Annotated in this window: 26 protein-coding genes; 18 read left to right on the top strand and 8 right to left on the bottom strand. The window is 67.2% G+C overall.

The features are described from left to right. Positions 1–191: 191 nt before the first annotated feature. The 16 genes from rpsB to ACP7A5_RS05985 all read left to right on the top strand — a co-directional run bounded on the left by rpsB (position 192) and on the right by ACP7A5_RS05985 (position 15,438). Positions 192–1,088, top strand: a complete 897-nt coding sequence (gene rpsB / locus ACP7A5_RS06060; RefSeq protein WP_426041066.1) for a 30S ribosomal protein S2 — start codon at positions 192–194, stop codon at positions 1,086–1,088. A 101-nt stretch (positions 1,089–1,189) separates the two neighbouring features. Continuing rightward, positions 1,190–2,134: a translation elongation factor Ts gene (tsf, locus tag ACP7A5_RS06055; protein ID WP_426041065.1), complete on the top strand. Its 945-nt coding sequence runs from the start codon at positions 1,190–1,192 to the stop codon at positions 2,132–2,134. A gap of 99 nt (positions 2,135–2,233) precedes the next feature. Next, complete coding sequence (gene pyrH / locus ACP7A5_RS06050; RefSeq protein WP_425990831.1) at positions 2,234–2,980, top strand: UMP kinase; 747 nt, start codon at positions 2,234–2,236, stop codon at positions 2,978–2,980. A 27-nt stretch (positions 2,981–3,007) separates the two neighbouring features. After that, positions 3,008–3,565 (top strand): ribosome recycling factor, encoded by a 558-nt coding sequence (gene frr / locus ACP7A5_RS06045; RefSeq protein ID WP_426041064.1) that lies wholly within the window; start codon positions 3,008–3,010, stop codon positions 3,563–3,565. 34 nt (positions 3,566–3,599) lie between these two features. Further along, positions 3,600–4,355 carry a polyprenyl diphosphate synthase gene (gene uppS / locus ACP7A5_RS06040; RefSeq protein ID WP_426041063.1) on the top strand — a complete coding sequence of 252 codons (756 nt, stop codon included), beginning with the start codon at positions 3,600–3,602 and terminating at the stop codon, positions 4,353–4,355. Beyond that, on the top strand, positions 4,355–5,173 hold the full coding sequence (locus ACP7A5_RS06035; protein WP_426041062.1) for a phosphatidate cytidylyltransferase: 819 nt from the start codon (positions 4,355–4,357) through the stop codon (positions 5,171–5,173). The genes uppS and ACP7A5_RS06035 overlap by 1 nt, the downstream gene beginning before the upstream one ends. After that, positions 5,170–6,366 carry a 1-deoxy-D-xylulose-5-phosphate reductoisomerase gene (gene dxr / locus ACP7A5_RS06030; RefSeq protein WP_426041061.1) on the top strand — a complete coding sequence of 399 codons (1,197 nt, stop codon included), beginning with the start codon at positions 5,170–5,172 and terminating at the stop codon, positions 6,364–6,366. Before ACP7A5_RS06035 ends, dxr begins: the two co-directional genes overlap by 4 nt. 30 nt (positions 6,367–6,396) lie before the next feature. Continuing rightward, positions 6,397–7,614, top strand: coding sequence for a M50 family metallopeptidase (locus tag ACP7A5_RS06025; protein WP_426041060.1), 1,218 nt, complete (start codon positions 6,397–6,399; stop codon positions 7,612–7,614). 29 nt (positions 7,615–7,643) lie between these two features. Further along, positions 7,644–10,073 carry an outer membrane protein assembly factor BamA gene (gene bamA, locus ACP7A5_RS06020; protein ID WP_426041059.1) on the top strand — a complete coding sequence of 810 codons (2,430 nt, stop codon included), beginning with the start codon at positions 7,644–7,646 and terminating at the stop codon, positions 10,071–10,073. A 31-nt stretch (positions 10,074–10,104) separates the two neighbouring features. Continuing rightward, entirely contained in the window at positions 10,105–10,683 is a 579-nt protein-coding gene (locus ACP7A5_RS06015) for an OmpH family outer membrane protein (protein WP_426041058.1), read from the top strand. A 10-nt stretch (positions 10,684–10,693) separates the two neighbouring features. Beyond that, positions 10,694–11,707, top strand: a complete 1,014-nt coding sequence (gene lpxD / locus ACP7A5_RS06010) for a UDP-3-O-(3-hydroxymyristoyl)glucosamine N-acyltransferase (protein WP_426041057.1) — start codon at positions 10,694–10,696, stop codon at positions 11,705–11,707. Then, positions 11,700–12,170, top strand: a complete 471-nt coding sequence (gene fabZ, locus ACP7A5_RS06005) for a 3-hydroxyacyl-ACP dehydratase FabZ (RefSeq protein WP_426035809.1) — start codon at positions 11,700–11,702, stop codon at positions 12,168–12,170. The genes lpxD and fabZ overlap by 8 nt, the downstream gene beginning before the upstream one ends. Then, positions 12,167–12,955: an acyl-ACP--UDP-N-acetylglucosamine O-acyltransferase gene (gene lpxA / locus ACP7A5_RS06000; RefSeq protein ID WP_426041056.1), complete on the top strand. Its 789-nt coding sequence runs from the start codon at positions 12,167–12,169 to the stop codon at positions 12,953–12,955. Before fabZ ends, lpxA begins: the two co-directional genes overlap by 4 nt. A gap of 106 nt (positions 12,956–13,061) precedes the next feature. Continuing rightward, the gene (gene lpxI / locus ACP7A5_RS05995) at positions 13,062–13,901 is read left to right on the top strand and encodes a UDP-2,3-diacylglucosamine diphosphatase (protein WP_426041055.1); all 840 of its coding nucleotides are present in this window, start codon (positions 13,062–13,064) and stop codon (positions 13,899–13,901) included. 5 nt (positions 13,902–13,906) lie between these two features. Beyond that, on the top strand, positions 13,907–15,082 hold the full coding sequence (gene lpxB, locus ACP7A5_RS05990) for a lipid-A-disaccharide synthase (RefSeq protein ID WP_426041100.1): 1,176 nt from the start codon (positions 13,907–13,909) through the stop codon (positions 15,080–15,082). 20 nt (positions 15,083–15,102) lie between these two features. After that, positions 15,103–15,438, top strand: coding sequence for an EF-hand domain-containing protein (locus ACP7A5_RS05985; protein ID WP_426041054.1), 336 nt, complete (start codon positions 15,103–15,105; stop codon positions 15,436–15,438). Between the two features lie 131 nt (positions 15,439–15,569). Here the strand turns inward: ACP7A5_RS05985 and lepB are convergent, their stop codons facing one another. The 3 genes from lepB to gltX all read right to left on the bottom strand — a co-directional run bounded on the left by lepB (position 15,570) and on the right by gltX (position 19,390). Beyond that, a complete protein-coding gene (gene lepB / locus ACP7A5_RS05980; RefSeq protein WP_426041053.1) occupies positions 15,570–16,358 on the bottom strand; it encodes a signal peptidase I in 789 nt (262 codons plus the stop codon). Positions 16,359–16,481: 123 nt separating this feature from the next. Beyond that, positions 16,482–17,783, bottom strand: coding sequence for a citrate synthase (gene gltA / locus ACP7A5_RS05975; protein ID WP_426041052.1), 1,302 nt, complete (start codon positions 17,781–17,783; stop codon positions 16,482–16,484). 185 nt (positions 17,784–17,968) lie between these two features. Further along, positions 17,969–19,390, bottom strand: coding sequence for a glutamate--tRNA ligase (gene gltX, locus ACP7A5_RS05970; RefSeq protein ID WP_426041051.1), 1,422 nt, complete (start codon positions 19,388–19,390; stop codon positions 17,969–17,971). Here gltX and ACP7A5_RS05965 point away from each other — a divergent pair. Further along, on the top strand, positions 19,389–21,575 hold the full coding sequence (locus ACP7A5_RS05965) for a ComEC/Rec2 family competence protein (protein ID WP_426041099.1): 2,187 nt from the start codon (positions 19,389–19,391) through the stop codon (positions 21,573–21,575). The two genes, gltX and ACP7A5_RS05965, sit on opposite strands and share 2 nt — an antisense overlap. On the opposite strand, the gene lexA is transcribed toward ACP7A5_RS05965, so the two are convergent. The 4 genes from lexA to ACP7A5_RS05945 form a co-directional block, all read right to left on the bottom strand. Further along, positions 21,572–22,264, bottom strand: coding sequence for a transcriptional repressor LexA (gene lexA / locus ACP7A5_RS05960; protein ID WP_426041050.1), 693 nt, complete (start codon positions 22,262–22,264; stop codon positions 21,572–21,574). The two genes, ACP7A5_RS05965 and lexA, sit on opposite strands and share 4 nt — an antisense overlap. Positions 22,265–22,621: 357 nt before the next feature. Next, on the bottom strand, positions 22,622–23,410 hold the full coding sequence (gene trpC / locus ACP7A5_RS05955; RefSeq protein ID WP_426041049.1) for an indole-3-glycerol phosphate synthase TrpC: 789 nt from the start codon (positions 23,408–23,410) through the stop codon (positions 22,622–22,624). Next, the gene (gene trpD, locus ACP7A5_RS05950; RefSeq protein WP_426041048.1) at positions 23,407–24,450 is read right to left on the bottom strand and encodes an anthranilate phosphoribosyltransferase; all 1,044 of its coding nucleotides are present in this window, start codon (positions 24,448–24,450) and stop codon (positions 23,407–23,409) included. Before trpD ends, trpC begins: the two co-directional genes overlap by 4 nt. 4 nt (positions 24,451–24,454) lie before the next feature. Beyond that, a complete protein-coding gene (locus ACP7A5_RS05945; protein WP_426041047.1) occupies positions 24,455–25,045 on the bottom strand; it encodes an anthranilate synthase component II in 591 nt (196 codons plus the stop codon). 107 nt (positions 25,046–25,152) lie between these two features. On the opposite strand from ACP7A5_RS05945, the gene ACP7A5_RS05940 reads away from it, so the two are divergent. Beyond that, the gene (locus ACP7A5_RS05940; RefSeq protein ID WP_426041046.1) at positions 25,153–25,347 is read left to right on the top strand and encodes a peptidoglycan-binding protein; all 195 of its coding nucleotides are present in this window, start codon (positions 25,153–25,155) and stop codon (positions 25,345–25,347) included. Between the two features lie 96 nt (positions 25,348–25,443). On the opposite strand, the gene ACP7A5_RS05935 is transcribed toward ACP7A5_RS05940, so the two are convergent. Beyond that, complete coding sequence (locus ACP7A5_RS05935; RefSeq protein ID WP_426041045.1) at positions 25,444–25,566, bottom strand: IPTL-CTERM sorting domain-containing protein; 123 nt, start codon at positions 25,564–25,566, stop codon at positions 25,444–25,446. Positions 25,567–25,681: the final 115 nt, after the last annotated feature.

Here is a 25,681-nt window from a genome sequence, read left to right as displayed (position 1 = left end):
CGCCCTTGTGCGCTCGAAACCTCTTCCGCCGGGGGAGGGTTGCTTTCTCGGTCGTCCAGGACTAGAAGGCCGCCCACTTCACACGCAGGCGTGGCGCGTTTCGGGGAGACATCCTGAAGCGCTCCGTTCCGAGGGGCCATCCGGTCCTTTCACCGTCTGCGGCGGAATAATCGGAAAAAGGACTTCCAAAGATGGCTCTGCCTGACTTCTCCATGCGCACCCTGCTCGAAGCAGGCGCCCACTTCGGCCACCAGACGCACCGGTGGAACCCGAAGATGGAGCGCTACATCTTCGGCTCGCGCTCCAACATCCACATCATCGACCTGTCGCAGACGATGCCGCTGTTCCACCAGGCTCTGGTGGCCGTGCGCGAAGTCGCCGCCAAAGGCGGTCGCGTCCTGTTCGTCGGCACCAAGCGCCAGGCCGCCGAGCCCGTCGCCGAGGCCGCCAAGCGTTGCGCCCAGTATTACATGAACAACCGCTGGCTCGGCGGCACCCTGACCAACTGGCGCACCGTGTCGGGCTCGATCGCCCGCCTGCGCGAGCTGGAAGGCCTGCTGGAGCGCGGCGGCGAAGGTCGGGTTAAGAAGGAACTGCTGACCCTCGAGCGCGAAATGGAAAAGCTGGAGCTTTCCCTGGGCGGCATCAAGGACATGGGTTCCATCCCCGACATCATGTTCGTGATCGACACGAACAAGGAAGCGATCGCGATCCTCGAAGCCCGCAAGCTGAACATCCCGATCATCGCGATCCTGGACACCAACTCGGACCCCGACGGCATCACCTATCCGATCCCGGGCAACGATGACGCCGCGCGCGCCATCCAGACCTATTGCGACCTGATCGCCGACGCCATCCTGGACGGCCTGGCCGCCGGCGCCGCGAACTCCGGCGTCGACCTGGGCGCGATGGAAAACCCCGTCGAGCCTATGCTGGCCGAGGCCTCGGCCCCGGTCGAAGCCGATGTCGCCCCCGAGGGCGCCGAGGCTGTGGCCGAGGAAATGCTGGCCGCGTCGGGCGAAGAGACGCCTGCCGAAGAGCCTGCAGCCGCAGAACCGGCAGCCGAAGCCGAGAAGACCGAAGCCTGATCGGATCGGTCCGGCGATCCGGACCGTCCGCAAAACTGACATGCGGCCGGGGTAATCCCCCGGCCGCTCATGCATTCGATACAGACCTCAGGAGACCAGAAATGGCCGAGATCACCGCCGCCCTCGTCATGGAACTGCGCGCCAAATCCGGCGTCGGCATGATGGACTGCAAGAAGGCGCTTCAGGAAACCGACGGCAATATCAGCGCCGCGATCGACTGGCTGCGCGCTAAGGGCCTGTCCAAGGCCGCCAAGAAGGCCGACCGCGTCGCCGCCGAGGGCCTGGTGGCCGTCGCCAGCCGCGAAGACGGCAAGGGCGAAATCGGCGCCGCCATCGAGTTCAACTCTGAAACCGACTTCGTCGCCCGTAACGAGTTGTTCCAGAACGCCGCCAAGGCCTTCGCCCAGAAGGGCCTGGAGCACCACTCTGTCGAGGCCCTGCACGGCGCCGAGCTGGAAAACGGCAACACCATCCAGGCCGAGGTCACCAACATGATCGCGACCATCGGCGAGAACATGCAGCTGCGCCGCGCCGCCCGTCTGTCGGTCGATGAAGGCGTCGTCGCCTCCTACGTCCACAACGCCGTGGCTCCGGGCCTCGGCCGCATCGGCGTGCTGGTCGCCCTGCACGGCGGCGGCGACAAGGTCGCCCTGCGCGAACTGGGCCGCAAGATCGCAATGCATGTGGCCGCGACGGCTCCGCTGTCACTGAACACGGACGATCTGGACCCGGCCGCCGTCGAGAAGGAACGCTCGGTCCTGACCGAAAAGGCCAAGGAAGAAGGCAAGCCGGAAAACATGATCGCCAAGATCGTGGAAGGCCAGATCAACAAGTTCCAGAAGGACGTGGTGCTGACCAAGCAGCCGTTCGTGATGAACCCGGACGTGACCATCGAACAGCTGGTCGCCGACACGGGCAAGGAACTGGGCGCTCCTGGCCTGCACCTGGCCGGCTTTGTCCGTCTGGCTTTGGGCGAGGGCGTGGAGAAGATCGAGGGCCCGGACTTCGCTTCGGAAGTGGCCTCGATGATGGCTCCGAAAGCCTAAACATACATACTGCGTGACTATCGGGGCGCGTTCGGCTTTGGAGCCGGACGCGCCCTTCGTCTATAAAGGCCCGCCCGATTCCCGTGAAACGAGACCCCCATGCCCGCTGACAGCGCCCCCCCGCGATACAAGAAGGTGCTGCTGAAGGTCTCGGGCGAGGTCCTGATGGGTGAGCAGGGCTATGGCATCGACATGCACACGGTCGATACCGTGGCCGCGGCCATCGCCCGGGTAGTCAAGGGCGGGACCCAGGTCTGCCTGGTGATCGGCGGCGGCAACATCTTCCGTGGGCTGTCGACGGCGGCCGCGGACATGGAACGCGCCAGCGCTGACTACATGGGCATGCTGGCCACCGTCATGAACGCCCTGGCCATGCAGAACGCCCTGGAGAAGATCGGCGTCGATACCCGGGTGCAGAGCGCCATCCCGATGGCCGCGATCGCCGAGCCCTACATCCGTCGTCGCGCCGTGCGCCACATGGAAAAGGGACGCGTGGTGATCTTCGCCGCCGGCACCGGCAACCCCTATTTCACGACCGACACGGCCGCCGCCCTGCGCGCCGCCGAAATGGGCTGCGACGCGCTGCTGAAGGGAACTTCCGTGGACGGCGTGTATTCCGCTGACCCGAAGAAGGACAAGACCGCGACCCGCTACGACCACCTGACCTATCAGGACGTGCTGTCGCAGAACCTGAAGGTCATGGACGCCGCCGCCATCGCCCTGATGCGCGAGTCCAAGATTCCGATTGTGGTGTTCTCGATCCGCGAGGAAGATTCACTGCGCAAGGTGCTGAAAGGCAAGGGAACGTTCACGGTGATCAGTGACGCTCCGCCCAAAGCCGCCTGAGACAAGACCAAGAATGAGGAGACCCCGATGGCCAAGCCCGATCTGAAGACCTATCGCGACCGTATGGACAAGGCTGTGTCCTCGCTGAAGGAAGAATTCCAGGGCCTGCGCACCGGACGCGCCAATGCTGGTCTGCTCGATCCCGTTCAGGTGCAGGCCTATGGGTCCTCGTCGCCGCTGAACGCTGTGGCGGCGATCAGCGTGCCCGAGCCGCGCATGATCTCGGTCAGCGTCTGGGACAAGACGATGGTCGGACCGGTCGAGAAGGCCATCCGCGCCGCCGGTCTGGGCCTGAATCCCATCGTCGATGGCCAGACCCTGCGTATCCCCGTGCCGCCCCTGACCGAAGAGCGTCGCAAGGACCTGGCCAAGCTGGCCGGCAAATACGCCGAAACGCAGAAGATCTCCGTGCGCAATGTGCGTCGGGACGCCAACGACGACCTCAAGAAGGCCGAGAAGGCGGGCGACATCAGCCAGGATGAGCACAAGAAGATGGAAACCGAGGTCCAGAAGGACACGGACGCGGCCATCAAGCGCATCGACGAGACCTTGAAGACCAAGGAAGTTGAGATCATGCAGGTTTGAGGCCTCCCTCAAGCCTCGACAGAACGGATATCGGATGACGGCCCCCTCCGGCGGCGCGCCAGCCCCTGAAGCGGGGCCCCGGCATGTCGCACTGATCATGGACGGCAACGGTCGCTGGGCCCAGGCTCGCGGTCTGCCCCGGGCCATGGGTCATCGCGAGGGTGTGCAGGCGCTGAAACGCACCGTCCAGGCGGCGCCGGCCTTCGGCATCGAATGCCTGACAGTGTTCGGGTTCTCGACCGAGAACTGGCGGCGTCCGGCCGAAGAGGTCTCCGACCTGATGGGACTGGTGCGGTCCTATGTGGCCAGCGATCTGGCCCGGCTGGAGCGGGAGGGCGTACGCGTGCGCGTCCTGGGCCGCCGGACCGGACTGCCCGCCGATATCGCGGCCATCGTCGAACGCGCCGAGCGGTCGACGGCGCACAACAGCCGCTTCCTGTTGCAGGTCGCGTTCAACTATGGCGGCCGGGCGGACATCGTCGATGCGGCCCAGACCTATGTGGATCGGCTGCTGGCCGGCCAGGCGACCGGGCCGCTGGATGAAGCGACCCTGGGTCTGGGCCTGTCCACCGCGGACGGACCACCAGTGGACCTGATCGTGCGCACCTCGGGCGAGCAGAGGCTGTCCAACTTCCTCCTGTGGGAGGCGGCCTATGCCGAGCTGGTTTATCAGGACGTGCTGTGGCCCGACTACGGGGCCGAGGCCCTGGCCGATGCGGTGGACCAGTACCTGCAGCGCGACCGACGGTTCGGCGTGATCGCGGTAGAGCCGGCGCTCGCGGTCAGCTGATGGCGTTCAAGGTTCGCGACATGGGCCTGCGCGCCGCTTCGGCCATCGTTCTGGCGCCGCTGGCCATGCTGGCCGTCTGGTTTGGCGGACCCTGGATTCTCGGCGTCCTGCTGATCGCCTGTGTCGTCCTGTCCATGGAATGGGCCAGGATGAGCGCGCCGTCCGACTGGAAGGCCGTCGCCGCCGCCGTCGCCCTGGCGCTGGTGGCCACACTGCTGTCCAATCCGAACGAGGCCCTGTCCTTCAGCCTGGTGCTGCTGGTTTTCGGCGCCGCTGCGGCAGGCCTGTTCGCGAGGGCGCGCGGGCAGTCCGGAATCGATGCGGCCTACGGCGTGCTGTACCTCGGTTGGCCGGCACTGCTGCTGATCTGGTTGCGGGACGGGAACACGGCGATCGGCTTCTACTGGGTGACGTTGGCCTTCGTGGTCGCTTGGGCGTCGGATATCGTGGCCTTCCTGGTTGGCAGCGCTGTCGGAGGCCCGAAGCTGTGGCCGCGGTTCTCGCCCAACAAGACCTGGTCCGGCTTCATAGGCGGCTTGCTGGCGGGCACTGTGGCCGGCGCCGCCATGTCGGCCCTGCCCGAGGCGGGCGTGCGCTCGATGCAGTGGAGCGCGCTGCTCGGCTTCGCCGCCGCCCTGGCGACCATGGCCGGCGACCTGTGGGAATCTGCTCTGAAGCGGCGGTTCGGGGTCAAGGACGCGGGAAACCTGATTCCGGGACACGGCGGTCTGATGGATCGGGTGGACGGGCTGATGTTCGCCATCGTGGTCGTCGCCGTCGGACGGGTCCTGGCCAACTATTTCGGCGCGGGCACGTGATCCGGCGTCGCGTGACTGTGCTGGGGTCCACGGGCTCCGTCGGCGCCTCGACGCTGGACCTGATGAATCAGGCGGAGGCGGCCGGGACAGGGGCCTTTGAGGTCGTCGCCCTGACCGGCGGAAACAATATCGAGCGGCTGGCCGAACAGGCGCGCCGCTGGCGTCCCGCCGTGGCCGTCACGGCCGATCCAGACAGGCTGGAAGCATTGCGCGCGGCGTTGACCGGGACCGGCATCGCGGTGGCGGCGGGAGAGGCGGCCGTAGTCGAGGCGGCGACGCGACCGGCGGACCTTGTCATGGCCGCGATCGTCGGCGCTGCGGGGCTGAAGTCCGCCTGGGCCGCCGCCGCGACGGGAGCGACCCTGGCCTTGGCCAACAAGGAAAGTCTCGTCTGCTGCGGCTCGGCCCTGATCGAGCGGGTCAAGGCGAGCGGAGGCCGGTTGCTTCCGGTCGATTCAGAGCATTCCGCCATCTTCCAGGTCTTCCCGTCCGAGGCGCCCGAACGGGTCTCCAGGCTGATCCTGACGGCGTCGGGCGGACCGTTCCGCCAGGCCTCGCGCGCTGACATGGCCTCAATGACCCCGGAACAGGCCGTCGCTCACCCGAACTGGAGCATGGGGGCCAAGATTTCGGTCGACAGCGCCACCATGGCCAACAAGGGCCTGGAGATGATCGAGGCGGCCTATCTGTTCGACATGCCGGCCGATCGCATCGATGTGGTCGTCCACCCCGAATCGATCATTCATAGCTTGGTCGAGTTCATCGACGGCTCGACCCTGGCCCAGATGGGGCCACCGGACATGAAGACCCCCATCGCCTACGCCCTAGCCTGGCCCGACCGGATGGGCTGGCCGGCGCCGAAGCTGGACCTCGCCGCCTTGGGTCGGCTGTCCTTTGAGGCGCCCGATCCGGAGCGGTTTCCGTCCCTGCGACTGGCGCGCGAGGCGCTCGAGGCGGGCAGGGGAGCGCCGACGATCTTCAACGCCGCCAACGAGGTCGCCGCCCTGGCCTTCCTTGACCGCCGTCTGGCCTTTCTCAATATTGCCGCAGTCGTCGCCGAAACCCTTGATCGGATGACGAAGACGGGGGCGGATGCCGATTTCGACGATGCCTGCGCAGGCGCTCTTGCGCTCGATGCTCGCGCCCGCCGGGTCGCGATCGAAATCGTCGGGGATCTGGCGCTCGCCGCCTGATCCCTTCGGCTCGGCGGAAATGGAGACGGCATGCTGAACGCGCTGGGACAGGCCCTGATCTACATCGTGCCGTTCCTGCTGGTGCTGACGGTCATCGTCACCATCCACGAACTGGGCCACTTCCTGGTCGCGCGCGCCTTCGGCGTGAAGGTCGATCGATTCGCGATCGGCTTCGGCAAGGCCATTTTCAGCCGCACCGACCGGAACGGTATCGAGTGGCGCGTCGGCTGGATGCCGCTGGGCGGCTATGTGAAATTCTCCGGCGACATGGACGCGTCCAGCGTACCCGACAGCCGGGGCCTCGATACGCTGAAGTCCGAGATCGTGGCGCAGGACGGTGTCGGCGCCGAGCGCGACTATTTCCACTTCAAGCCGGTCTGGCAGCGGATGCTGATCGTCGTCGCCGGTCCCGTGGCGAATTTCATCCTCGCGATTTTCATCTTCACGCTTCTGTTCTCGCTGCTCGGGGTGGACCTGCGCCCCGCCCGGGTGGCCGAGGTGACGGCAGGGTCGCCCGCCGCCGCCGCCGGATTTCAGGCTGGTGACCTGATCACGGCCATCGACGGCCGCGTGATCGCCGACGCCGGTGAGGTAACGCGCAAGGTCAGCCTGTCGGCCGGCGACACCGTCCAGTTCACCGTCGAGCGCGCCGGATCGGAAATACAACTGGTCGCGACGCCCATCCGGCGGGTCGAAACGGATCCGATTGCAGGCCATGTCAGCGTGGGCCGGATCGGCCTGGCCCTGTCCTCCACGGCGGCCGAGTCCCGTCACGTCCGCTACAACCCTGTCGAGGCCGTCGGCCGCGGCGTCCAGGAGACCGGCGACATCCTGGGAACCACCCTGACCTATCTGGGCCGGATATTCACGGGCCGTGAATCGGGGGATCAGTTGAGCGGGCCGCTGGGCATCGCCAAGGCGTCCGGGGCCCTGACCAACGCGGCGGTGGCCGCCAATCCCGATCCCGTGGCGACCGTGTTGAACCTGCTTCTGACGCTGACGAGCTTCGCCGCCATACTTTCGATCGGAATCGGCTTTCTAAACCTCTTGCCCATCCCGGTTCTGGATGGCGGACATCTGGTCTTCTACGCCTATGAGGCTGTGGCGAAGAAACCCGTTGCCGCCGTCGTTCAGGAGGCGGGGTACCGGGTCGGTCTTGCTTTGCTGGCGGGTTTGATGTTGTTCGCGACCTGGAACGACCTGCAGAAGTTGAACCTGTTCAAATTCCTCGGCGGGCTCGTCAGTTGAGCCGACGCCAGCCCCCGATGGTTTCCCGCATGATCCTGAACGACCTCCGCGCCGCATCGAATACGGGTGACCGCAACCTGCGCAGGACCTGCGTGGCCACGGCCAGCCTTCTGGCGCTCGTCGCGGGGACGCCGGCCTTGGCGCAGACCGCGCCGGCGCCCGCCATCCTGCCCGGCCAGATTGCCGCGCCGGCCGCCCAGACGGCCCCGTCCGAGACCGGAGTGGTCAACCGCATCCTGGTTCAGGGCAACCAGCGCATCGACCAGACCACGGTCCTGTCCTACCTGCCGATCCAGCCGGGCGACACCATCGACGCGGTGATCCTGGACGTCGCGATCCGCACCTTGGACCGAACCCAGTTGTTCGCCGATATCCAGATCGGCCTGCAGCCGAACGGCGACCTGGTCGTCCGCATCGTCGAGAACCCGATCATCAACCAGGTCGTGTTCGAGGGGAATGGCGCGATCAGCGAGGACAAGCTGCGCGAGGAAGTGACCATCGCGCCGCGCGGCATCTACACCCGCGCCCGGGTCCAGGAGGATGTGGGCAAGATCATTGAGCTGTATCGTCTGTCGGGCCGTATCTCGGCGAACGTGACGCCCAAGCTGGTCCAGCTGGAACAGAACCGCATCGACCTGATCTTCGAGATCGACGAGGGCCCCGAGACGGGCGTCCAGTCGATCACCTTCCTGGGCAATGACGCCTTCTCCGACAGCGAGCTGCGCGAGGTCATGGTGACCAAGCAGACTCAGTGGTGGCGGCTGTTTACCAAGAACGACAACTACGACCCCGGCCGCCTTGATTATGACCGCGAGCAGCTGCGGAAATTCTATACGAACCGGGGCTATTACGACTTCCGCATCACCTCGGCCGTGGCCGAACTGGCGCCGGACGACAGCGCCTTCGCCATGACCCTGACGGTCGAGGAGGGTGACAAGTACAACTTCGGCGACATCCGGGTCGTCACCGAGAACGACCGCCTGAACGCGGACTTCCTGGAACTGCTGCTGCCGATCCGGACCGGCGACCTGTACGAGAGTGACAAGATCGAGAGCTCGGTCGACGCCCTGACCTTTGCGGCGGGCTCGGCGGGCTACGCCTTCGTCGACATCAACCCGACCTATCGTCCGAATCCCGAGACCGACGCCATCGACGTCACGTTCAACGTGTCGGAAGGCCAGCGTGTCTACGTCGATCGCATCAACGTCATCGGCAACACCCGCACCATCGACCCGGTCATCCGGCGCGAGCTGATGCTGACCGAAGGCGACGCCTTCAACCGCACCCTGCTGGAGCGGTCGCGCAACAATCTGCGGGCGCTTGGCTTCTTCAAGGAAGTCACGGTCGATGAGACCCGCGGCGCCGCGCCGGACCGTTCGATCGTCAATGTCACCGTCGAGGAGCAGCCGACAGGCGAACTGTCCGTCGGCGCGGGCTTCAGCTCCGTCGACAGCTTCGTGGTCAACCTGGGCATTTCGGAACGCAACTTCCGCGGGCGGGGCCAGAACGTGGTCGCCCGCGTCGAATGGGGCTCGCTGCGCCAGCAGATCGATTTCCGCTTCACCGAGCCCCGGTTCCTGGGCCGTGACGTCGGCGCGGGCTTTGACCTGTTCCACTCGCGCTACGATTTCCAGCAGGAATCGTCGTTCGACTATCGCTCGACCGGCGCAGGCGTGCGTCTGACCTACCCGCTGAACGGCTACAGCCGTTTGTCGACGCGCTACTTCATCAAGGACGACGAGATCCTGGTGCCGATCGGCTACTGCGACGCCAACGGTGTCGGCTCGTCGGCCCTGTGCGAACAGGTCGGCGCCTCGCTGAACTCGTCGGTCGGCTACACGCTGCTGGTCGATCGCCGAAATGACCCGGTGCGGGCCACGCGCGGCTGGACCGGCTCGATCCGCCAGGACTTCGCGGGTCTCGGCGGCGACGTGAACTATGTGAAGACAGAGGTTGATGCGACCCTCTACTACGGCATTACCCCGAGCTGGATTGTCACTGTGGCGGGTTCGTCCGGCTATGTGTCCGGCTGGAGCGGCGACGCCGTGCGGATCAACGACCGCTTCTTCAAGGGCGGCAACAGCTTCCGCGGCTTCGAGAACGCCGGCATGGGGCCGCGCGATCTGGCCACGAATGATGCGCTGGGCGGCAATTTCTACGCCGTGGGCAGCGTCGAACTGACCCTGCCGAACGGTCTGCCCGCGCAGTACGGTATCAAGACCTCGCTGTTTGCCGACGTCGGCACCCTGGGGGTACTGGACAACCGTTATACTCTCGGAACCAACGGCCTGCCGGACCCCTCCATCGCGGATGACCTGTCGCTGCGCGCCTCCGCCGGTCTCAGCGTCCACTGGAAGTCGCCGATGGGCCCGATCCGGTTCGATTTCAGCCAGATTTTGAGCAATGAAGACTACGACCGGACCGAAACCTTCCGCTTCTCAACCTCAACCCAGTTCTAAGCCCGGGCCCTTCGGCCCTAAAAGGTTACCCATGAAAATCTTCGCTATCGGCGCTTTCGCCCTGGCTTCGCTCGTCGCCTCGACCGCTGTCGCCCAGACCCAGGGCCCGCAAAACCCTGGTCCGAACATCCCGGGCGTCTGCGTCTATTTCAACCAGCGCCTGCTGGCGACCTCGACCGCCGGTCAGGCCGTTCAGGCCCGCATGGAACAGCTGGCGACCGAAGTTCAGGGCGAACTGTCGCCCTACGCCACCACAATCCAGACCGAGATCACTTCCCTGCAACAGGGCGGTCAGGCCGCTGACGCCGACGGTACGCGCCGCACGGCCCTGCAGGCCCGCATCCAGGAAGCCCAGACACTGGAACAGACCCGCCAGGACGAACTGCGCTACACCCTGTCGGAACAGCGCCGCCTGATTTCGGCCGTTGTCGAGCCGATCCTGGTCGCCGTCTATCAGGAACGTGGCTGCGGCATCCTGATCGACCGCGAGAGCGTGTTCATCCTGAACCCGGCGATGGATGTGACCGACGTGGTCATCGAGCGGTTGAACACCCAGCTGCCGACCCTGAGCTTCAACCGCCTGCCGGTCCCGGCTCAAGCGGCTCAATAAGGCGAAGGGCATGACGCCCGACGCCCGCTTTTTCGATACGCTGGGTCCGCTCGGCGTCGACGACCTCGCGGCCCTGACGGGCGGCGAGGTCGTTCGCACTTCGGATGTGCGCATCGCGCGGGTCGCACCGCTCGCCACGGCGGAAGGTCGGGCCGTGGCCTTCCTCGGCGACCGAAATTTCCTCGGAGCGCTGCAGGCGACCTCGGCCGGTTGCGTGATTCTGCCCAGGGAAGCCGTGGACGCTGCTCCGGCCGGGGCGGCGATCATCGTCTCCCGCACGCCCCAGGCGGCCTGGGCCGCTTCAGCCGTCGCACTGCATCGCCCCGTCGGCCTGACTGCGACATCGGCTGCCGATGTTTGCGAGGACGACAGCGTGGTGGTCGAGTCGGGCGCGATCCTGGGTCAGGGCGCGCGCATCGGGCGAGGCAGCCGTATCGGCGCCAACAGCGTCATCGGCCCCGGAGTTCAGATCGGCCGCGACTGCGACGTCGGCCCCAACGTCACCGTCCGATTCGCCCTGATCGGCGATCGGGTGAAGATCTATGCCGGCGCACGGCTGGGCGAGGCCGGCTTCGGCGCGGCCGGCGGCGCGACCGGCCCGGTGGACGTGCCCCAGCTGGGGCGCGTCATCATTCAGGACGGTGTCACGATCGGCGCCAACACCTGTATCGACCGGGGCGCGTTCGATGACACGGTGATCGGCGAGAACACCAAGATCGATAATCTGGTGATGATCGCCCACAATTGCGTCATCGGTCGCAACTGCCTGATCGCGGGCCAGACGGGGATCTCGGGATCCGTGACGATCGGCGACGGCGTCATGTTCGGCGGCCAGGCGGGCGTGGGCGACCACTTCAGGATCGGCGTCGGCGCGCGGGTCGCTGCGGGCGCGGGAGTGCTGGCCGACATTCCGGCGGGCGAAACCTGGTCCGGCTATCCGGCCAAGCCGATCCGTCAGTTCTTGCGTGAAACTGTCTGGGTGTCCAAACAGGCGGGGCGAAAGAGAGAGCGGACGGATGACTGAGCCTGGGGTGAAGATCGACTACGCCGAGGTCATGCGCCGGCTGCCCCACCGTTATCCGTTCCTGCTGGTGGACAAGGCCGAGGCCTTCGTGGCGAGCACCTCGATCACGGGCATCAAGAACGTCACGCACAACGAGCCGTTCTTCCAAGGCCACTTCCCCATCGATCCGGTCATGCCGGGCGTTCTGATCGTCGAGGCCATGGCTCAGACGGGCGCACTGCTGATGTCCAAGAGCCTGGACGTCGCCGTCGAGGGCAAGGTCATCATGTTCATGTCCATCGACGGCGTTCGCTTCCGCAAGCCCGCGCGGCCGGGCGATCAGTTACGCATGGACGTGGTCGTGACCCGACAGCGCGGCGACATCTTCAAGTTCCGGGGCGAGACCTTCATCGATGGCAAGCTGGCGGCCGAAGCCGACTTCGCGGCCATGGTCGTCACGGTCAATCAGCCCGTCACGCCATGAGCCATATCCACCCCACCGCCATCGTCGATGGCTCGGTCGACCTGGGTGCGGACGTGGCGATCGGGCCGTGGTGCATCGTGGGGCCGGGCGTGACGCTGGCGGATGGGGTCCATCTCGTCAGTCATGTGGTGGTCCAGCAGGACACGACAGTGGGGGCGCGCACCGTCATCCATCCCTTTGCCGTCATCGGCGGCGACCCCCAGCACAACGGATACAAGGGCGAGACCGTCCGGCTGGAGATCGGATCGGACAACGCGATCCGCGAGCACGCCACCTTCAACCGGGGCACGCCGCAGGGATCGGGCGTGACGCGCGTCGGCTCCAACGGCCTGTTCATGACGGGCGCCCACGTCGGCCACGATGCGGTCGTGGGCGATAATGTGGTGATGGCCAACAGCGCGACCCTGGGCGGCCATGCGCGGATCGGCGACAAGGTCTTTCTCGGCGGCCTCTGCGCGGTGCACCAGAACGGCCGGGTGGGGCAGGGCGCCATCGTCGGCGGTCTGGCGGCCGTGACGCGCGACGTGATCCCCTATGGCTCGGCCTGGGGCAACCATGCGCAGCTGCATGGCCTGAACCTGATCGGGCTGAAGCGGAAGGGCTACGACAAGACCGCGATCCGACGTTTGCTCGCCGCCTATCGCGACCTGTTCGAGGGCGACGGCGTGTTCGCCGACCGGCTCGATGCGGTCAAGGCAGCTTACGCGGACCTGCCTGAGATCATGGAGATCGTCGCCTTCATCCGCGAGGACGGCAAACGGCCTTTGTGCCTGCCGGGCGAATGATCAAAGCCCCACGCCAAACTGACCAGGAATCGGGACCAACCCGATCAGTCGGGACGTCAAATTCGTCAGACTCGCCAATCTCGCGTTCGACCATCGACGGCGCGGCATGAGCGCCGGCAAGCTCGGCCTCATCGCGGGCGGAGGTGCCCTGCCGCTGGCGATTGCGGCGCGGTGCGAGGCCGAGGGGCGGCCTGTGTTCGTGGTTCGGTTGACCAGTTTCGCCGACCCGCATCTGATCCGTTATCCGGGACTGGAAGCGGGCATGGCCGAGATCGGGCGGGTGCTGGCGGCGTTGAAGGCGGCGGACTGTGTCGCCGTCTGTTTCGCCGGGACCGTGAATCGTCCGGATTTCAAGGCTCTGAAGCCCGATCTCAAGGGCGCGTTGGTGCTCCCGGGCATCATCGCGGCGGCGACGAAGGGCGATGACGCCCTGTTGCGCAAGATCCTGTCGGTGTTCGAGAACGAGGGCTATGCCATCGAAGGAGCCGACGACATTCTGGGCGGAGAGACCCTGACGGTCGGCGCCTTGGGCCGCGTCACGCCGGACGAAGCGCAGCTTTCAGACCTCAGGAAGGCGCTGCATGTCGCGGAAAAGGCAGGCGAACTGGATATCGGACAGGGCGCGGTCGTGTGCGACGGTCTGGTCCTCGCGGTCGAAGCCCAGGAGGGCACCGATGCCATGTTGGCCCGGGTTGCGGGGCTGCCCGGCGATCTGCGCGGCGCCACCGGCAACCCGAAAGGGTCGTTGGGAAAGGCGCCAAAGCCGATCCAGGACCTGCGCATCGACATGCCGGTCATAGGCGCACAGACGATCGAGATGGCCGCCGCCGCCGGGCTGGCGGGCGTCGGCGGGGTCGCGGGCAAGCTGATCCTGATCGACCGGGCCGCGATCATCGAGGCTGCGGATCGGCTGGGCCTGTTCGTCTGGGGCGAGGACCGGTCGTGAAAGTCATGCTGGTCGCCGCCGAGGCCTCGGGCGATTCGTTGGGCGCGGGGTTGGCGCAGGCCCTGCGAGCCCGGCTCTCGAACATCGCCTTTGTTGGCGTCGGCGGACCCAAGATGGCGGCCGCGGGCGTCGAGAGCCCGTTCGACATCGCCCAGTTGTCCATCCTCGGCTGGCTGGAGGGGTTGCGGGCCTATGGCCGGGTCAAGGCGAGGGTCGCCGATACCGTCGCCCTGGCGCTGCGCGAGCGGCCCGACGCGGTCGTCCTGATCGACAGCTGGGGGTTCACCATCAGGGTCGCCAAGGCGCTGCGGCTGGTGTTGCCCGGCGTGCCGCTGATCAAATACGTCGGCCCCCAGGTCTGGGCCTCGCGACCGGGCCGGGCGAAGACTCTGGCGGGCGCGGTCGATCATCTGCTGGCCCTCTACGCCTTCGACGCGCCGTGGTTCGAGCGCCAAGGGCTGGCGACGACCGTGGTGGGATCGCAGGCGCTGCACATCGACATGGGCACGGCTGATCCGGCGGCCTTCCGCGCCGCGCGGGAGATCGCCGCCGATGCGCCCCTTCTGCTGGTCATGCCCGGCAGCCGCCCGAGCGAAATCCGCCTGATGACGCCCGTCTATGAGGCGGCGATCCAGCAACTGAAGGCGGAGCGTCCCGGCCTGGAGGTCGCGGTCGTCGTTGCGGGCACGGTCGCGGACGACGTGACGGCGCGTATCGCCGCCTGGCCGTTCCGGACCCACGTGGTCACTGAAACCGATAAATACGCGGCGATGAAGGCGGCCGCCGTGGCCCTCGCCACCAGCGGCACGGTCTCGACCGAATTGGCGCTCGCTGGCGCGCCCATGGTGATCGCCTACCGGTTCGCGCCGCTCAGCTACGCGATCATGAAGCCCTTCTTCACAGGCAGATACGCGACCCTGTTCAACCACGCGGCGGACGAGGAAATCGCGCGCGAGCTGATCCAGGCCGACGCGACGCCTGAGAAGGTCGCGGCCGAGGTCGGTCGGTTGCTTCGCAATCCCGACGCACGGGCGGCCCAGACCCGGCGCCAGACGGAGGCGCTGGACTATATGGGCCGGGGAGGCGACGACCCGTCGGCCCTGGCCGCCGAAGCGGTTCTGACGGTCATCGCGCACGCCTCTGGATCAAACGGCGCATCCGACCTAGATTTCGGCCGCTGATCCTGCTGGATGACCGTCGAATGACTTCTCCTCGCCTGCCAAAGAAAAGCGAGACGCTGGAAATCCGGCTACCGCACGCCGCGAAGCTCGCCTTCATGGAGCGTTGCCGCGCGGCCGGCCTGACCGCCAGCGAGGTCGTGCGCCGCCAGATCGAGGGCGAGGTTCCGACGGTGCCGAAGGCGCACCGGACGATGACGGCCTGGCAGGTGCTGGCCGCGGCCGTCGCGGGCGTCATCATCGGCGCGGCGGCGGCGCCGTCGATAGCCCAGGCCCTGCCTGGATCCCGAGCCGCCTTCGACCAGATGGACGCCAACCATGACGGCGTCGTCTCCTTCGCGGAGTTTCAGGCCCGCTAGAGCCTGATCGTTTGAGACGGAAGCGCTTCGCGCTTCTGTCGAAACCGTGAATCGGGCTCTCGCTAATACCTGGAGCAGGAGTCACGGCATCAGCGGAATCGCGAAGCGATTCCTGCTCAGCCGATCCTGCTCTAGCGGATACGGTGGGCGATCCGGCCCGGCCTCAGGTTGAACCATGTCCAGGGCCTCCAGAGGGACGCGCCCGGCTTCCACGAGGCGACCACGAGTTCGGCGCGTCCCACGACATTCGTGACCGGCAGCAGGCCCACGCCGACGTCTGCAGACCAGCGGCTGTCCAGCGAGTTGTCGCGGTGATCGCCCATGACGAATAACTGACCGTCGGGCACGATCCGGGCGGGGCGATCGTCGCCCTCAAGCCCGTGGCCCGCGTCGAAGGTGATGTAGGTGCGCCCATCCGCCTGACGCTCCTCGACCTGCTCCACGGGCCGTGTGGGCGCGTCCAGATCAAGCCCCGGGCCGAGCGCCCGCTGGGACAGGGCCTGACCGTTGACCGTCACCACGCCGCCCGAGACCGACACCGTGTCGCCGGGCAGGCCGATGACCCGCTTTATCCAGGTCTCCTGCGGATTGCCCGGCCGGCGGAACACGACGACGTCGCCGCGTCTGGGCAGGCGCTCGAACAGTCGCCCCGACGGCAGGGGCGGATTGAAGGGCAGGGAGGCGCGGCTCCAGCCATAGGCGAACTTGGACACCACCAGATAGTCGCCAACCACAAGCCCCGGCTCCATCGAGGCCGAGGGGATGGTGAAGGGCTGGAAGGCGACGGTCTGGATCGCGACCGCAGCGGCCAGGGCGACGGCGATGGTGCGGACCGTGTCGATGATCCCGGCCATGGCTGACGGCGCCGCGTCTGTCGTGGTCGGCGTTTCTGGAGGACGGGTGTCGGGGGTCTGGGTCATGCCGGCACCTGGGCGCCCGACCGCTCTGTGCGCCAGCGAAGTCGTGTCCGGACAGCGCCCGATCGTGTCCGGACAAAGAAAACGCCGGGGCGCGGGCCCCGGCGTCTTGTCTGAGCGACTGGATCAGCCCCGGTTCTGGATCGGCACGTAATCGCGCTCGGTCGGACCGGTGTAGAGCTGGCGCGGACGGCCGATCTTCTGCGCCGGATCGGCCAGCATCTCTTCCCACTGGGCGATCCAGCCGACGGTGCGGGCCAGGGCGAACAGGACGGTGAACATCGAGGTCGGGAAGCCCATCGCCGACAGGGTGATGCCCGAATAGAAGTCGACGTTCGGGAACAGCTTGCGCTCGATGAAATACTCGTCCGACAGGGCGACGCGCTCCAGCTCCTTGGCGACCTGAAACAGCGGGTCGTTGTCGGCGCCGACCAGTTCGAGAATCTCGTCCGCGGACTCCTTCATCACCGTCGCCCGGGGATCGTAGTTCTTGTACACGCGGTGGCCGAAGCCCATCAGCTTGTATTTCTTGTCCTTAACGCCCTGGATGAACTCCGGAATCTTGTCGGGCGTGCCGATTTCCTTGAGCATCATCAGCGCCTCTTCGTTGGCGCCGCCGTGCGACGGGCCCCACAGGCAGGCGATGCCGGCGGCAATACAGGCGAATGGGTTGGCGCCCGACGAACCGGCCAGGCGAACGGTCGACGTCGAGGCGTTCTGCTCGTGGTCGGCGTGCAGGGTGAAGATGCGATCCATGGCCTTGGCCATCTTCGGATCGACGACATAGTCCTCGGCCGGAACGGCGAAGCACATGCGCAGGAAGTTCTCGGCGTAGCTGAGGTCGTTGCGCGGCGAAACGAACGGCTGGCCGATATGGTATTTGTAGGCGCGGGCCGCCAGGGTCGGCATCTTGGCGATCAGGCGGATGGCCGAGATATTGCGCTGGACCGGATCGTGGATGTCCAGGCTGTCGTGGTAGAAGGCCGACAGGGCGCCGACCGTGCCCACCATGATCGCCATCGGATGGGCGTCGCGGCGGAAGCCTTCGAAGAAGCGGTCGAACTGCGAATGCAGCATGGTGTGACGGGTGATCGTCTCCTCGAACGCCGCGTACTCGGCGGCGGTTGGGAGCTCGCCGTGCAACAGCAGATGGCAGACCTCGATGAAGTTCGACTTCGAGGCCAGCTGGCCGATCGGATAGCCGCGGTGCAGCAGGATGCCGGCGTCACCGTCGATATAGGTGATGGCGCTTTCACAGGCCGCCGTAGAGGTGAAACCCGGGTCGAAGGTGAAGGCGTCGGTCGCGCCGTAAAGTTTGCGGATATCGATAACGTCAGGTCCGGTCGTGCCGGACAGGACCGGCAGTTCGACGGACTTGTCGCCGTAGGTCAGGGTCGCCGATCCGGCGAGTTTGGAGGCTTCGGTCATCAGGCGCCCTTGCGATTGCGTTCGGTCCGGACGCGATAACCCGGACCCCGATTGTTATGGACGTTCACATAGGGCGTGACGCCGAAAAGTGTGAGCGGTTTTACGGCCGCGTCACGCCCCATGAATCAAGCTGGACCTTGATTCACGGCTTCAGCGGAACTGCGAAGCAGTTCCCCCTCAGCCGATCAAGGTCTAGTGTGTTGCAGCGCATCATCCAAGCGCCCGAGCGCGTCTTCGCGTCCGAGGGCCGAAAGGGTGCGCGCGATGTCGGGCGAAGCGATCCCGCCAGTCAGGGCTGCGCGCATCGGCGGGCCGATCTTGCCAAAGCCGACGCCCTCTTCCTCGGCGAAGGCCTTCAGCTCGGCCTCCAGGGCGAACACGTCCCAGCTCTCGAACAGGGCGAGACGCGCCCGGACCCGGGCGATGCGTTCGACCGTCTCTCCGGACAGCAGGGCGCGGGCCTTTTCGTCGAGTTCGAGCGGACGGGTCTTGAGAACGAATGCCGTCTGATCCGCCAGTTCCAGCAGGGTCTTTGCGCGATCCTTGACGAACGGCATGGCGCGCTGGAGGCGGGCCTCGTCGCCCTCGTTGAGGGGCGCGCCCCTGGCGAGATGGGTGTCCAGCGTCAGGCCGGCCAGCCGCTCGTCGGCCGCCAGACGCAGCCAGTGCGAATTGACGTGGGCCAGCTTGTCGAAATCCAGTCGGGCCGGCGCCTTGCCGACGCCGTCCAGATCGAACCAGTCCCGCGCCTGTTCGTCGCCGAACAGTTCGTCGTCGCCATGGGCCCAGCCCAGACGAGCCAGATAGTTGCGCATCGCCTCGGGCAGATAGCCGATGTCGGCATACTCATGGACCGCCTGGGCGCCGTGGCGCTTCGACAGTTTGGCGCCGTCGGGGCCGTGGATCAGCGGGATGTGGGCGAAGACGGGCCGGTTCCAGCCCAGGGCGTCATAGATCAGCGACTGGCGCGCGGCATTGTTCAGATGGTCGTCGCCGCGAATGACATGAGTCACCCCCATGTCGTGGTCGTCGACCACGACGGCGAGATTGTAGGTCGGGGCGCCGTCGGAGCGCAGCAGGACCAGATCGTCCAGATCGTTCGCGTCCCAACTGACCTCGCCCTGGACGGCGTCCGGCACAATGACCCGGCCCGGCAGGGGGCGTCGGAAGCGCACGACGTGCGGCTGGGACAGGTCGTCGACGGTCGGCTGGCGGTCGCGCCATGGCGATTCGAAGGTCCGGCGTTCGGCCTTGGCCTCGTCGCGCAGGCGGCCGGTCTCGTCCGCGGTCGTGAAGTCGCGATAGGCGGCGCCGAGCTCAAGCAACTGGTCCACGACGTCGCGGTGCCGGTCGGCCCGGGCGTGCTGGAAAACCGGCTCCTCGTCGGCGAACAGCTCAAGCCAGCTCAGGCCGTCGAAGATCGCCTTGACGGCGTCGTCGGTCGAACGCTCCCGGTCGGTGTCCTCGATCCGGACGAGGAACTTGCCGCCCCGCCCTTTCGCGTAAAGGTAGTTGAACAACGCCGTTCTCGCGCCTCCTATGTGGAGGTAGCCGGTGGGCGAGGGGGCGAAGCGGGTGACGACCTGGGGAGACGAGGCTGTGGGCATGGGGGAGGGGTCCGAACGGGCCGCCCTTATACCCCCCGACGCGGCAAAGCCCAGCCTGTCGGCGCGTCTTCGTGCCTGGGCCTGGGACGAGGTGCTGGCCCAGTCGATGCGCTGGCGGCTGTGGGCGCCGGTGGCCTTCGGCGGCGGGGCGGCGATCTATTTCGCGCTGAGGCAGGAGCCGCCGTTGTGGCCACTGGCGGTCGCGGCGGTGTCGGCGACGGGGGTGTGGCTGGGCGCGAGGCTGCTGGGGCGGGGCCGCGCGGTGACCCTGCCGCTGATGCTGGTCGCCTGCCTGTTCCTGGGGCTCGCGGGAGCCAGGTTGCGGGCGGAGGCGGTAGCGGCGCCGATCGCACCGGCGCTGGCGGAGCCGACCGTCTTCGAGGGCTGGGTGGTCGACGTCGACAGCCCGGGCGACCGGGGTCACCGGATCGTCCTCGCGCCGGTGCGGATCCGCGGGCTGGAGCCCGAGGCGACGCCGATCCGGCTGCGGGCGACGGTGCGGGGAGAGCCGCCGACCCCGGGCTCGGCGATCCGGCTGTTCGCCATCCTCAATCCGCCGCCGCCCCCGGCCAGTCCCGGCGCCTATGATTTCGGCCGCAACGCCTGGTTTCAGGGGCTCGGCGGCACGGCTTTCGCACTGGGCGAGACGCGGGAGACTTATCTGGCGCCGGCGCCATGGCGATTGCGGCTGGCGATGGCGGTCAACGGCGCGCGGTTCGCCCTGGCGCAGCGGATCGTCGACCGGTTGGGCGAGCGGACGGGCGGGATCGCGGCGGCCATGACTACGGGCCATGAGACCTGGATCGCGCGCGAAGACCTCGATGCCATGCGGGATTCCGGCCTGGCGCACATCCTGTCGATCTCGGGTCTGCACATGGCCATCGTCGGCGGGTTCGCCTTCTTCCTTGTCCGGCTTGGCGTCGCCGCCTGGCCGTGGCTAGCGCTGAGGGTGTCGGGCAAGAAGGTGGCGGCGGTCGCGGGGCTGGTCGCCGTGTGGAGCTATCTGGTGCTGTCCGGCGCGCCCCCGCCGGCGCAGCGGGCTGCGATTACGGCGTCGGTGGCGTTCGCGGCGATCCTGCTCGATCGGCCCGCGATCACCATGCATCCGCTGGCGCTGGCGGCGATGGTTGTCCTGATCCTTCAGCCTGAGGCCATCGTGACGCCGGGGTTCCAGATGTCGTTCGCGGCGACGGCGGCCCTGGTGGCCTTGTCGGAGGGCTGGCCGCCGAGGACGCGGGAGCAGTCCGTGCCCTGGCCGATCGCGGCGTTCCAGTCGGCGCGGCACTGGCTGTTGATCGCCGTGACGGCCAGTCTGGTGGCCGGCGCGGCGACCGGGCCGTTCGCGGTCCAGCATTTCAACCGCGCGGCCATGTACGGGCTGCTCGCCAACCTGACGACCTCGCCGATCGCGGACTTCGTGATGATGCCGGCGCTGGCGCTGGGAGTCTTGCTGGAGCCTATCGGGCTGGGCGGGCCGTTCCTGTGGGTGGCCGGCAAGGGTGTCGATCTGATGCTGGCCATCGGTCACTGGACGGCGGGGCTGCCGGGGGCGGTGAAGACCATCGCCAGCGCGCCGGACCATGTGCTGCCGATCTCCTTCCTCGGCGTCCTGTTCCTATGCCTGTGGCAGGGGCGGCTGCGGTGGCTGGGCCTGCCCTTCGCCTGCGCTGTCCTGCTGTGGCCTCGCGCGCCGACGCCGACGGTCTGGATCGGGGACGGCGGGACGAACGCGGCCTTCAGTGTCGTGCGCACGGCTATCGTGGTGCGGCCGGGCGTGCGGCAGTTCGCGGCGGACCTGTGGTCGCGGCGGCGCGGGCTGACTCTGGAGCCCCGACCCGAAGACGGATGGGTGTGCGCGCGATCAAGCTGCGCTCCGGCCAAGGCCGATAGCGCGCCCATCGCCCTGTGGTGGGGGAAGGCCGCGCCGGACGCCGGCGAGCTCGCCGCCTTGTGCGCCTCAGCGCCGCTGGTCAGCGTCCGGGCCGTTGTCCAAGACCTGCCGCCGGGCTGTGATGGAAAACTGGTTCTCGACGGACTGGATTATGCGCAGGGCGGCTCAGTCGAGCTGTGGCGCACCGCTCAGGGCTGGCGCGCGGTCTGGGCCACTGATGTGCGGGGCGACAGGCCTTGGAGCCGCATCGGGGGTCCCGATGCGGCGGATGCGGGCCTCGGTGACGGCGTCTAGTGGTATTGGCGGATCAGGCCGACCAGCTTGCCCTGGACCTCGACCTGGTCGGGACCGAAGATGCGGGTCTCGTAGTTGCGGTTGGCGGGTTCGAGGGCGATGGAATTGCCCTTCTTGCGCAGGCGTTTGAGGGTTGCCTCTTCCCCTTCAACCAAAGCCACGACGATCTCGCCGGACGCGGCCGTGTCGACGCGTTTGATGACCACCAGGTCGCCGTTGAGGATGCCGGCCTCGATCATCGAATCGCCCTCGATCTCGAGCATATAGTGTTCGCCGGCGCCCAGCATGGATTCGGGCACCTGATAGCGGCCGTGGTCCTGTTGCAGGGCGGCGATGGGCACGCCAGCGGCGATCTTGCCGACCAGAACCAGTTCGCGGGTGTCGTTGGCGGGCTCGGCGGCAGCGCTGCGGCCCCCGCCCTCAATGACCGCCGGGGTGAAGCCCGCGCGGCCACGCACGGCCCCCGCCGTCGCCTGTTCCGGCAGCTTGGTCACCTCAAGGGCGCGGGCGCGGTGGGCGAGGCGGCGGATGAAGCCGCGTTCCTCCAGCGCCGTGATCAGCCGGTGGATGCCCGACTTGGACGCCAGATCCAGCGCCTCCTTCATCTCGTCGAACGACGGGGAAACACCGGTCTCCTTGAGCCGTTCATGGATGAACATCAGGAGTTCGTGCTGCTTGCGCGTCAGCATGGTGGGAATCGCCTCCAGAACAAGTCATGAACCGTTGTCGATGTTCTGTAAGTGTTCTTGCCTAATGTCAACTTGACGGCGGATCGACCCACCGACTGCAAATTGACCGCCGTTCTGAGCGCGTCAGATTGTGGTCAATGCACACTGACGAATTCGGCTCTCCATAAAAGCCCGACTGCAAAAATTTCGAGAGGTGAACTGCCGACACCGCGAAAAGCTCGGCGGTCAAACCGCCAAGGACGCTGATCCCGCGAAATCAGGAGTGGGTTCGTCATTCGAAGTTTGTGGCGAACATCCAGACGAACCACAGAATGATAAGCGCCCAGACGAAGTAGATTGCCCAGCGTTCGCGACGCTTCACGAGAGCAGAGTGAGCGTCGCGGCCGTCACGTCCGCCTGACGCATCAAGCTTTCACCGACGAGGATGGCCGAGGCGCCCGCCGCCGACACTTCCACCACATCGGCCGGGCTGAAGATCCCGCTTTCAGCCACCAGAAGCGAGCCCGCTGGCGACAGCGGGGCCAGGCGGGCCGTGGCGCCCAGATCGACGTCGAACGTCCGCAGGGAACGGTTGTTGATGCCGACCAGATCACCGCGCAGCGCCGCAGCGCGCTCCATCTCGGCCTCGTCGTGGGTCTCGATCAGGGCGTCCATACCGAAGCGTTTCGCCTCGGATAGCAGCTCGCCGGCCAGAACGTCGTCGATCATGGCCAGGATGACGAGGATACAGTCGGCGCCGAAGGCCCGGCTCTCGGCCACCTGCCAGGGGTCGACGAGGAAGTCCTTGCGCAGACAGGGCAGGGCGACGGCGGCGCGGGCCTGGACCAGATAGTCGTCGGCGCCCTCGAAGCTGGGACCGTCGGTCAGGATGGACAGACAGGCCGCGCCGCCCGCTTCATAGGCCTGCGCCAGGGCCGGCGGGTCGAAGTCCGCACGGATCAGGCCCTTCGATGGACTGGCCTTCTTGATTTCGGCGATCAGGGCGGGGCGGCCGGGCGCAGTGCGGCGCTCCAGCGCGCAGCGGAAGCCGCGCGGCATGCCGGCGATCAGCGCCAGGGATTCGATCTCCGCCTGCGGCTGGGCGGCCTTGCGGGCGGCCACGTCCTCGCGCTTGTAGGCGGCGATACGGTCGAGGATGTCGGTCATGCGGGGTCTTCGGCAACGGGCGGCGGCGCCGAGGTGATGCGGGCCAGATCGGCGAGCGCCCGGGCCGCCTTGCCCTCGTCGATGGCAACGGCGGCCAGGGCCACGCCGGCTTTGAGGTCCGGCGCCTTGTCGGCGACGACAAGGGCGGCGGCGGCGTTCAGCAGGACGATGTCGCGATAGGGACCGGTCTCCCCGGCCAGCAGGGCGGTCAGGGCGACCGCATTGGTCTCCGCGTCGCCGCCGCGCAGGGCTTCGATGTCGGCGCGGGGCAGGCCGGCGTCCTCGGGCGTGACGGTGAAGCGGCGGACGACGCCGTCCTTCCACTCCGCCACCTCGGTCGGTCCCGTGGTGGTCAGTTCGTCGAGGCCCTGACCGTGGACGGTCCAGGCGCGGGTTGCGCCGAGCCGGCCCAGCACCTCGGCCAGCGGCTCGACAAGGCGCGGATCATAGACGCCCATGACCTGACGTCTGGCGCCCGCTGGATTGGAGAGCGGTCCCAGAAGGTTGAAGACGGTGCGGAAACCGATCTCGGCGCGGACCGGCCCGACGTGGCGCATGGCGCCGTGGTAGGCGGGGGCGAACAGGAAGGCGATGCCGGCCTCGTCGAGCGCGTGCCGCTGCTGCGCCAGTCCGGCGGTCAGGTCGACGCCGAGGACGCCGAGCACGTCCGATGACCCGGATTTCGAGCTCATGGCGCGGTTGCCATGTTTGGCGACCTTCAGGCCCGCGCCGGCCAGCACCAGGGCGGCGGCGGTCGAGATGTTGAAGGTGTGGGCCCCGTCTCCGCCGGTGCCGCAGGTATCGATGACGTCATAGGGATGGTCCAGCGTCACGGCCGCATCGCGCATCGCCTGGGCGAAGGCGGCGATCTCCTCGACCGTCTCGCCGCGGATCCGCAGGGCGGTCACGGCGGCGGCGACCTGGGCCGGGGTCGGTTCGCCGCGCAGACAGGCGGCGAAGAAGTCGCCGGCCTCGGCCGTGGTCAGGGTCTGGCCGTCGACCAGCTTGGCCAGCAGCGGCTTGAAACCACCCTCAGCCATGGGATCAGACCATCGCCAGACGCTTGACGCCCGCCTGGTCGAGGAAGTTCGCGAGCATCTCGTGACCGTGTTCGGTGGCGATGGACTCGGGATGGAACTGGACTCCGTAGATCGGCCGCTCGTGATGCTGGAAGCCCATGATCTCGCCGTCCTCGGTCCAGGCCGTGACGTTGAGGCTGTTGGGCAGGGTTTCGCGCTGGACCGCGAGCGAATGATACCGGGTCGCGGTGAAGGGCGACGGCAGCCCGGCGAACATTCCCTTGCCTTCATGGATGATGGGCGAGGTCTTGCCGTGCATCAGGGCCTTGGCGCGGATGACGTGGCCGCCCATGGCCTGGCCGATCGCCTGGTGACCCAGGCAGACGCCGAGGATCGGCATGTCCAGCGGCGCGGTGTCGATCAGGGGCAGGCAGATGCCCGCCTGATCGGGGGCGCAGGGGCCGGGCGACAGCAGGATCGCTTCGGGCTTCAGGGCCCAGGCCTGCTCCGTCGTCAGGTCGTCGTTGCGAACGACATGCGTCGTCGCGCCCAGCTCCGCGAGGTAGTGGACGAGGTTGTAGGTAAAGCTGTCGTAGTTATCGACGACGAGGATCATGCGGCGCTTCTAGAGCGGGACCGCGCCGACGCCAAGCCGACGCGTGCGCAACGGATCGTTAACGATCACGGCCTGAAATCGGGTCTTCCATCGGAGCCTTCGATTCCATGCGCGAGACCCAGGTCCGGATTGACACCGCCCGCGTGGCGCTGAGCGAGCCCGAGGCCCGCAATGGCGTGATGGCAACGCTGGCCGCCGCCAGTCTGGCGGCCTGTGCGGCGGTGCTGCTGGCCGGGGTGATGGTTCTGGGGCCCGGCGTCGCGCTGGAAGAGCCGGCCTTCGCCAGTGCGTCCGCCGACTGAGCCGGAAACACCGTCCACAGCCTGGGCACGGACGGTCGAAGGCGGAGTCTTCAACCAGGCGTCTGAATTCAGGCCGGCGGGAATGCGGCCGGGAGTTTACCCGAACTGGCGACGCCGATGAACCGTCAGAGCCGCTCCACCCGCAAGGGCCGCGCTCATCAGGATCAACGCCCATTCGGACAGGGTAGGAACGGCGACAACACGGCTGATGGTCGCCACAGTGGCTGACGTGTTTGCGCCGTTACGGAAGGAGTAGCTGTAGCGCTGCGCGCCACTCGAGGACGTTACCGTACCCAGCCCGAAATCAGTGTTGACGCCGTCAATCCTGATGTTT

Origin of the sequence: Brevundimonas sp. TWP2-3-4b1, assembly GCF_049897665.1 — a bacterium.
In the GTDB taxonomy this organism is placed as follows: domain Bacteria; phylum Pseudomonadota; class Alphaproteobacteria; order Caulobacterales; family Caulobacteraceae; genus Brevundimonas; species Brevundimonas subvibrioides_B.
This window is presented reverse-complemented; position numbering and strand designations above follow the sequence as displayed.

What these genes read in the sequence shown, in the direction of transcription:
- rpsB (WP_426041066.1), top strand. Translation starts at nt 192, where the DNA reads ATGGCTCTGCCTGACTTCTCCATGCGCACCCTGCTCGAAGCAGGCGCC.
- tsf (WP_426041065.1), top strand. Translation starts at nt 1,190, where the DNA reads ATGGCCGAGATCACCGCCGCCCTCGTCATGGAACTGCGCGCCAAATCC.
- pyrH (WP_425990831.1), top strand. Translation starts at nt 2,234, where the DNA reads ATGCCCGCTGACAGCGCCCCCCCGCGATACAAGAAGGTGCTGCTGAAG.
- frr (WP_426041064.1), top strand. Translation starts at nt 3,008, where the DNA reads ATGGCCAAGCCCGATCTGAAGACCTATCGCGACCGTATGGACAAGGCT.
- uppS (WP_426041063.1), top strand. Translation starts at nt 3,600, where the DNA reads ATGACGGCCCCCTCCGGCGGCGCGCCAGCCCCTGAAGCGGGGCCCCGG.
- ACP7A5_RS06035 (WP_426041062.1), top strand. Translation starts at nt 4,355, where the DNA reads ATGGCGTTCAAGGTTCGCGACATGGGCCTGCGCGCCGCTTCGGCCATC.
- ACP7A5_RS06025 (WP_426041060.1), top strand. Translation starts at nt 6,397, where the DNA reads ATGCTGAACGCGCTGGGACAGGCCCTGATCTACATCGTGCCGTTCCTG.
- bamA (WP_426041059.1), top strand. Translation starts at nt 7,644, where the DNA reads ATGATCCTGAACGACCTCCGCGCCGCATCGAATACGGGTGACCGCAAC.
- ACP7A5_RS06015 (WP_426041058.1), top strand. Translation starts at nt 10,105, where the DNA reads ATGAAAATCTTCGCTATCGGCGCTTTCGCCCTGGCTTCGCTCGTCGCC.
- lpxD (WP_426041057.1), top strand. Translation starts at nt 10,694, where the DNA reads ATGACGCCCGACGCCCGCTTTTTCGATACGCTGGGTCCGCTCGGCGTC.
- fabZ (WP_426035809.1), top strand. Translation starts at nt 11,700, where the DNA reads ATGACTGAGCCTGGGGTGAAGATCGACTACGCCGAGGTCATGCGCCGG.
- lpxA (WP_426041056.1), top strand. Translation starts at nt 12,167, where the DNA reads ATGAGCCATATCCACCCCACCGCCATCGTCGATGGCTCGGTCGACCTG.
- lpxI (WP_426041055.1), top strand. Translation starts at nt 13,062, where the DNA reads ATGAGCGCCGGCAAGCTCGGCCTCATCGCGGGCGGAGGTGCCCTGCCG.
- lpxB (WP_426041100.1), top strand. Translation starts at nt 13,907, where the DNA reads ATGCTGGTCGCCGCCGAGGCCTCGGGCGATTCGTTGGGCGCGGGGTTG.
- ACP7A5_RS05985 (WP_426041054.1), top strand. Translation starts at nt 15,103, where the DNA reads ATGACTTCTCCTCGCCTGCCAAAGAAAAGCGAGACGCTGGAAATCCGG.
- lepB (WP_426041053.1), bottom strand. Translation starts at nt 16,358, where the DNA reads ATGACCCAGACCCCCGACACCCGTCCTCCAGAAACGCCGACCACGACA.
- gltA (WP_426041052.1), bottom strand. Translation starts at nt 17,783, where the DNA reads ATGACCGAAGCCTCCAAACTCGCCGGATCGGCGACCCTGACCTACGGC.
- ACP7A5_RS05965 (WP_426041099.1), top strand. Translation starts at nt 19,389, where the DNA reads ATGGGGGAGGGGTCCGAACGGGCCGCCCTTATACCCCCCGACGCGGCA.
- gltX (WP_426041051.1), bottom strand. Translation starts at nt 19,390, where the DNA reads ATGCCCACAGCCTCGTCTCCCCAGGTCGTCACCCGCTTCGCCCCCTCG.
- lexA (WP_426041050.1), bottom strand. Translation starts at nt 22,264, where the DNA reads ATGCTGACGCGCAAGCAGCACGAACTCCTGATGTTCATCCATGAACGG.
- trpC (WP_426041049.1), bottom strand. Translation starts at nt 23,410, where the DNA reads ATGACCGACATCCTCGACCGTATCGCCGCCTACAAGCGCGAGGACGTG.
- trpD (WP_426041048.1), bottom strand. Translation starts at nt 24,450, where the DNA reads ATGGCTGAGGGTGGTTTCAAGCCGCTGCTGGCCAAGCTGGTCGACGGC.
- ACP7A5_RS05945 (WP_426041047.1), bottom strand. Translation starts at nt 25,045, where the DNA reads ATGATCCTCGTCGTCGATAACTACGACAGCTTTACCTACAACCTCGTC.
- ACP7A5_RS05940 (WP_426041046.1), top strand. Translation starts at nt 25,153, where the DNA reads ATGCGCGAGACCCAGGTCCGGATTGACACCGCCCGCGTGGCGCTGAGC.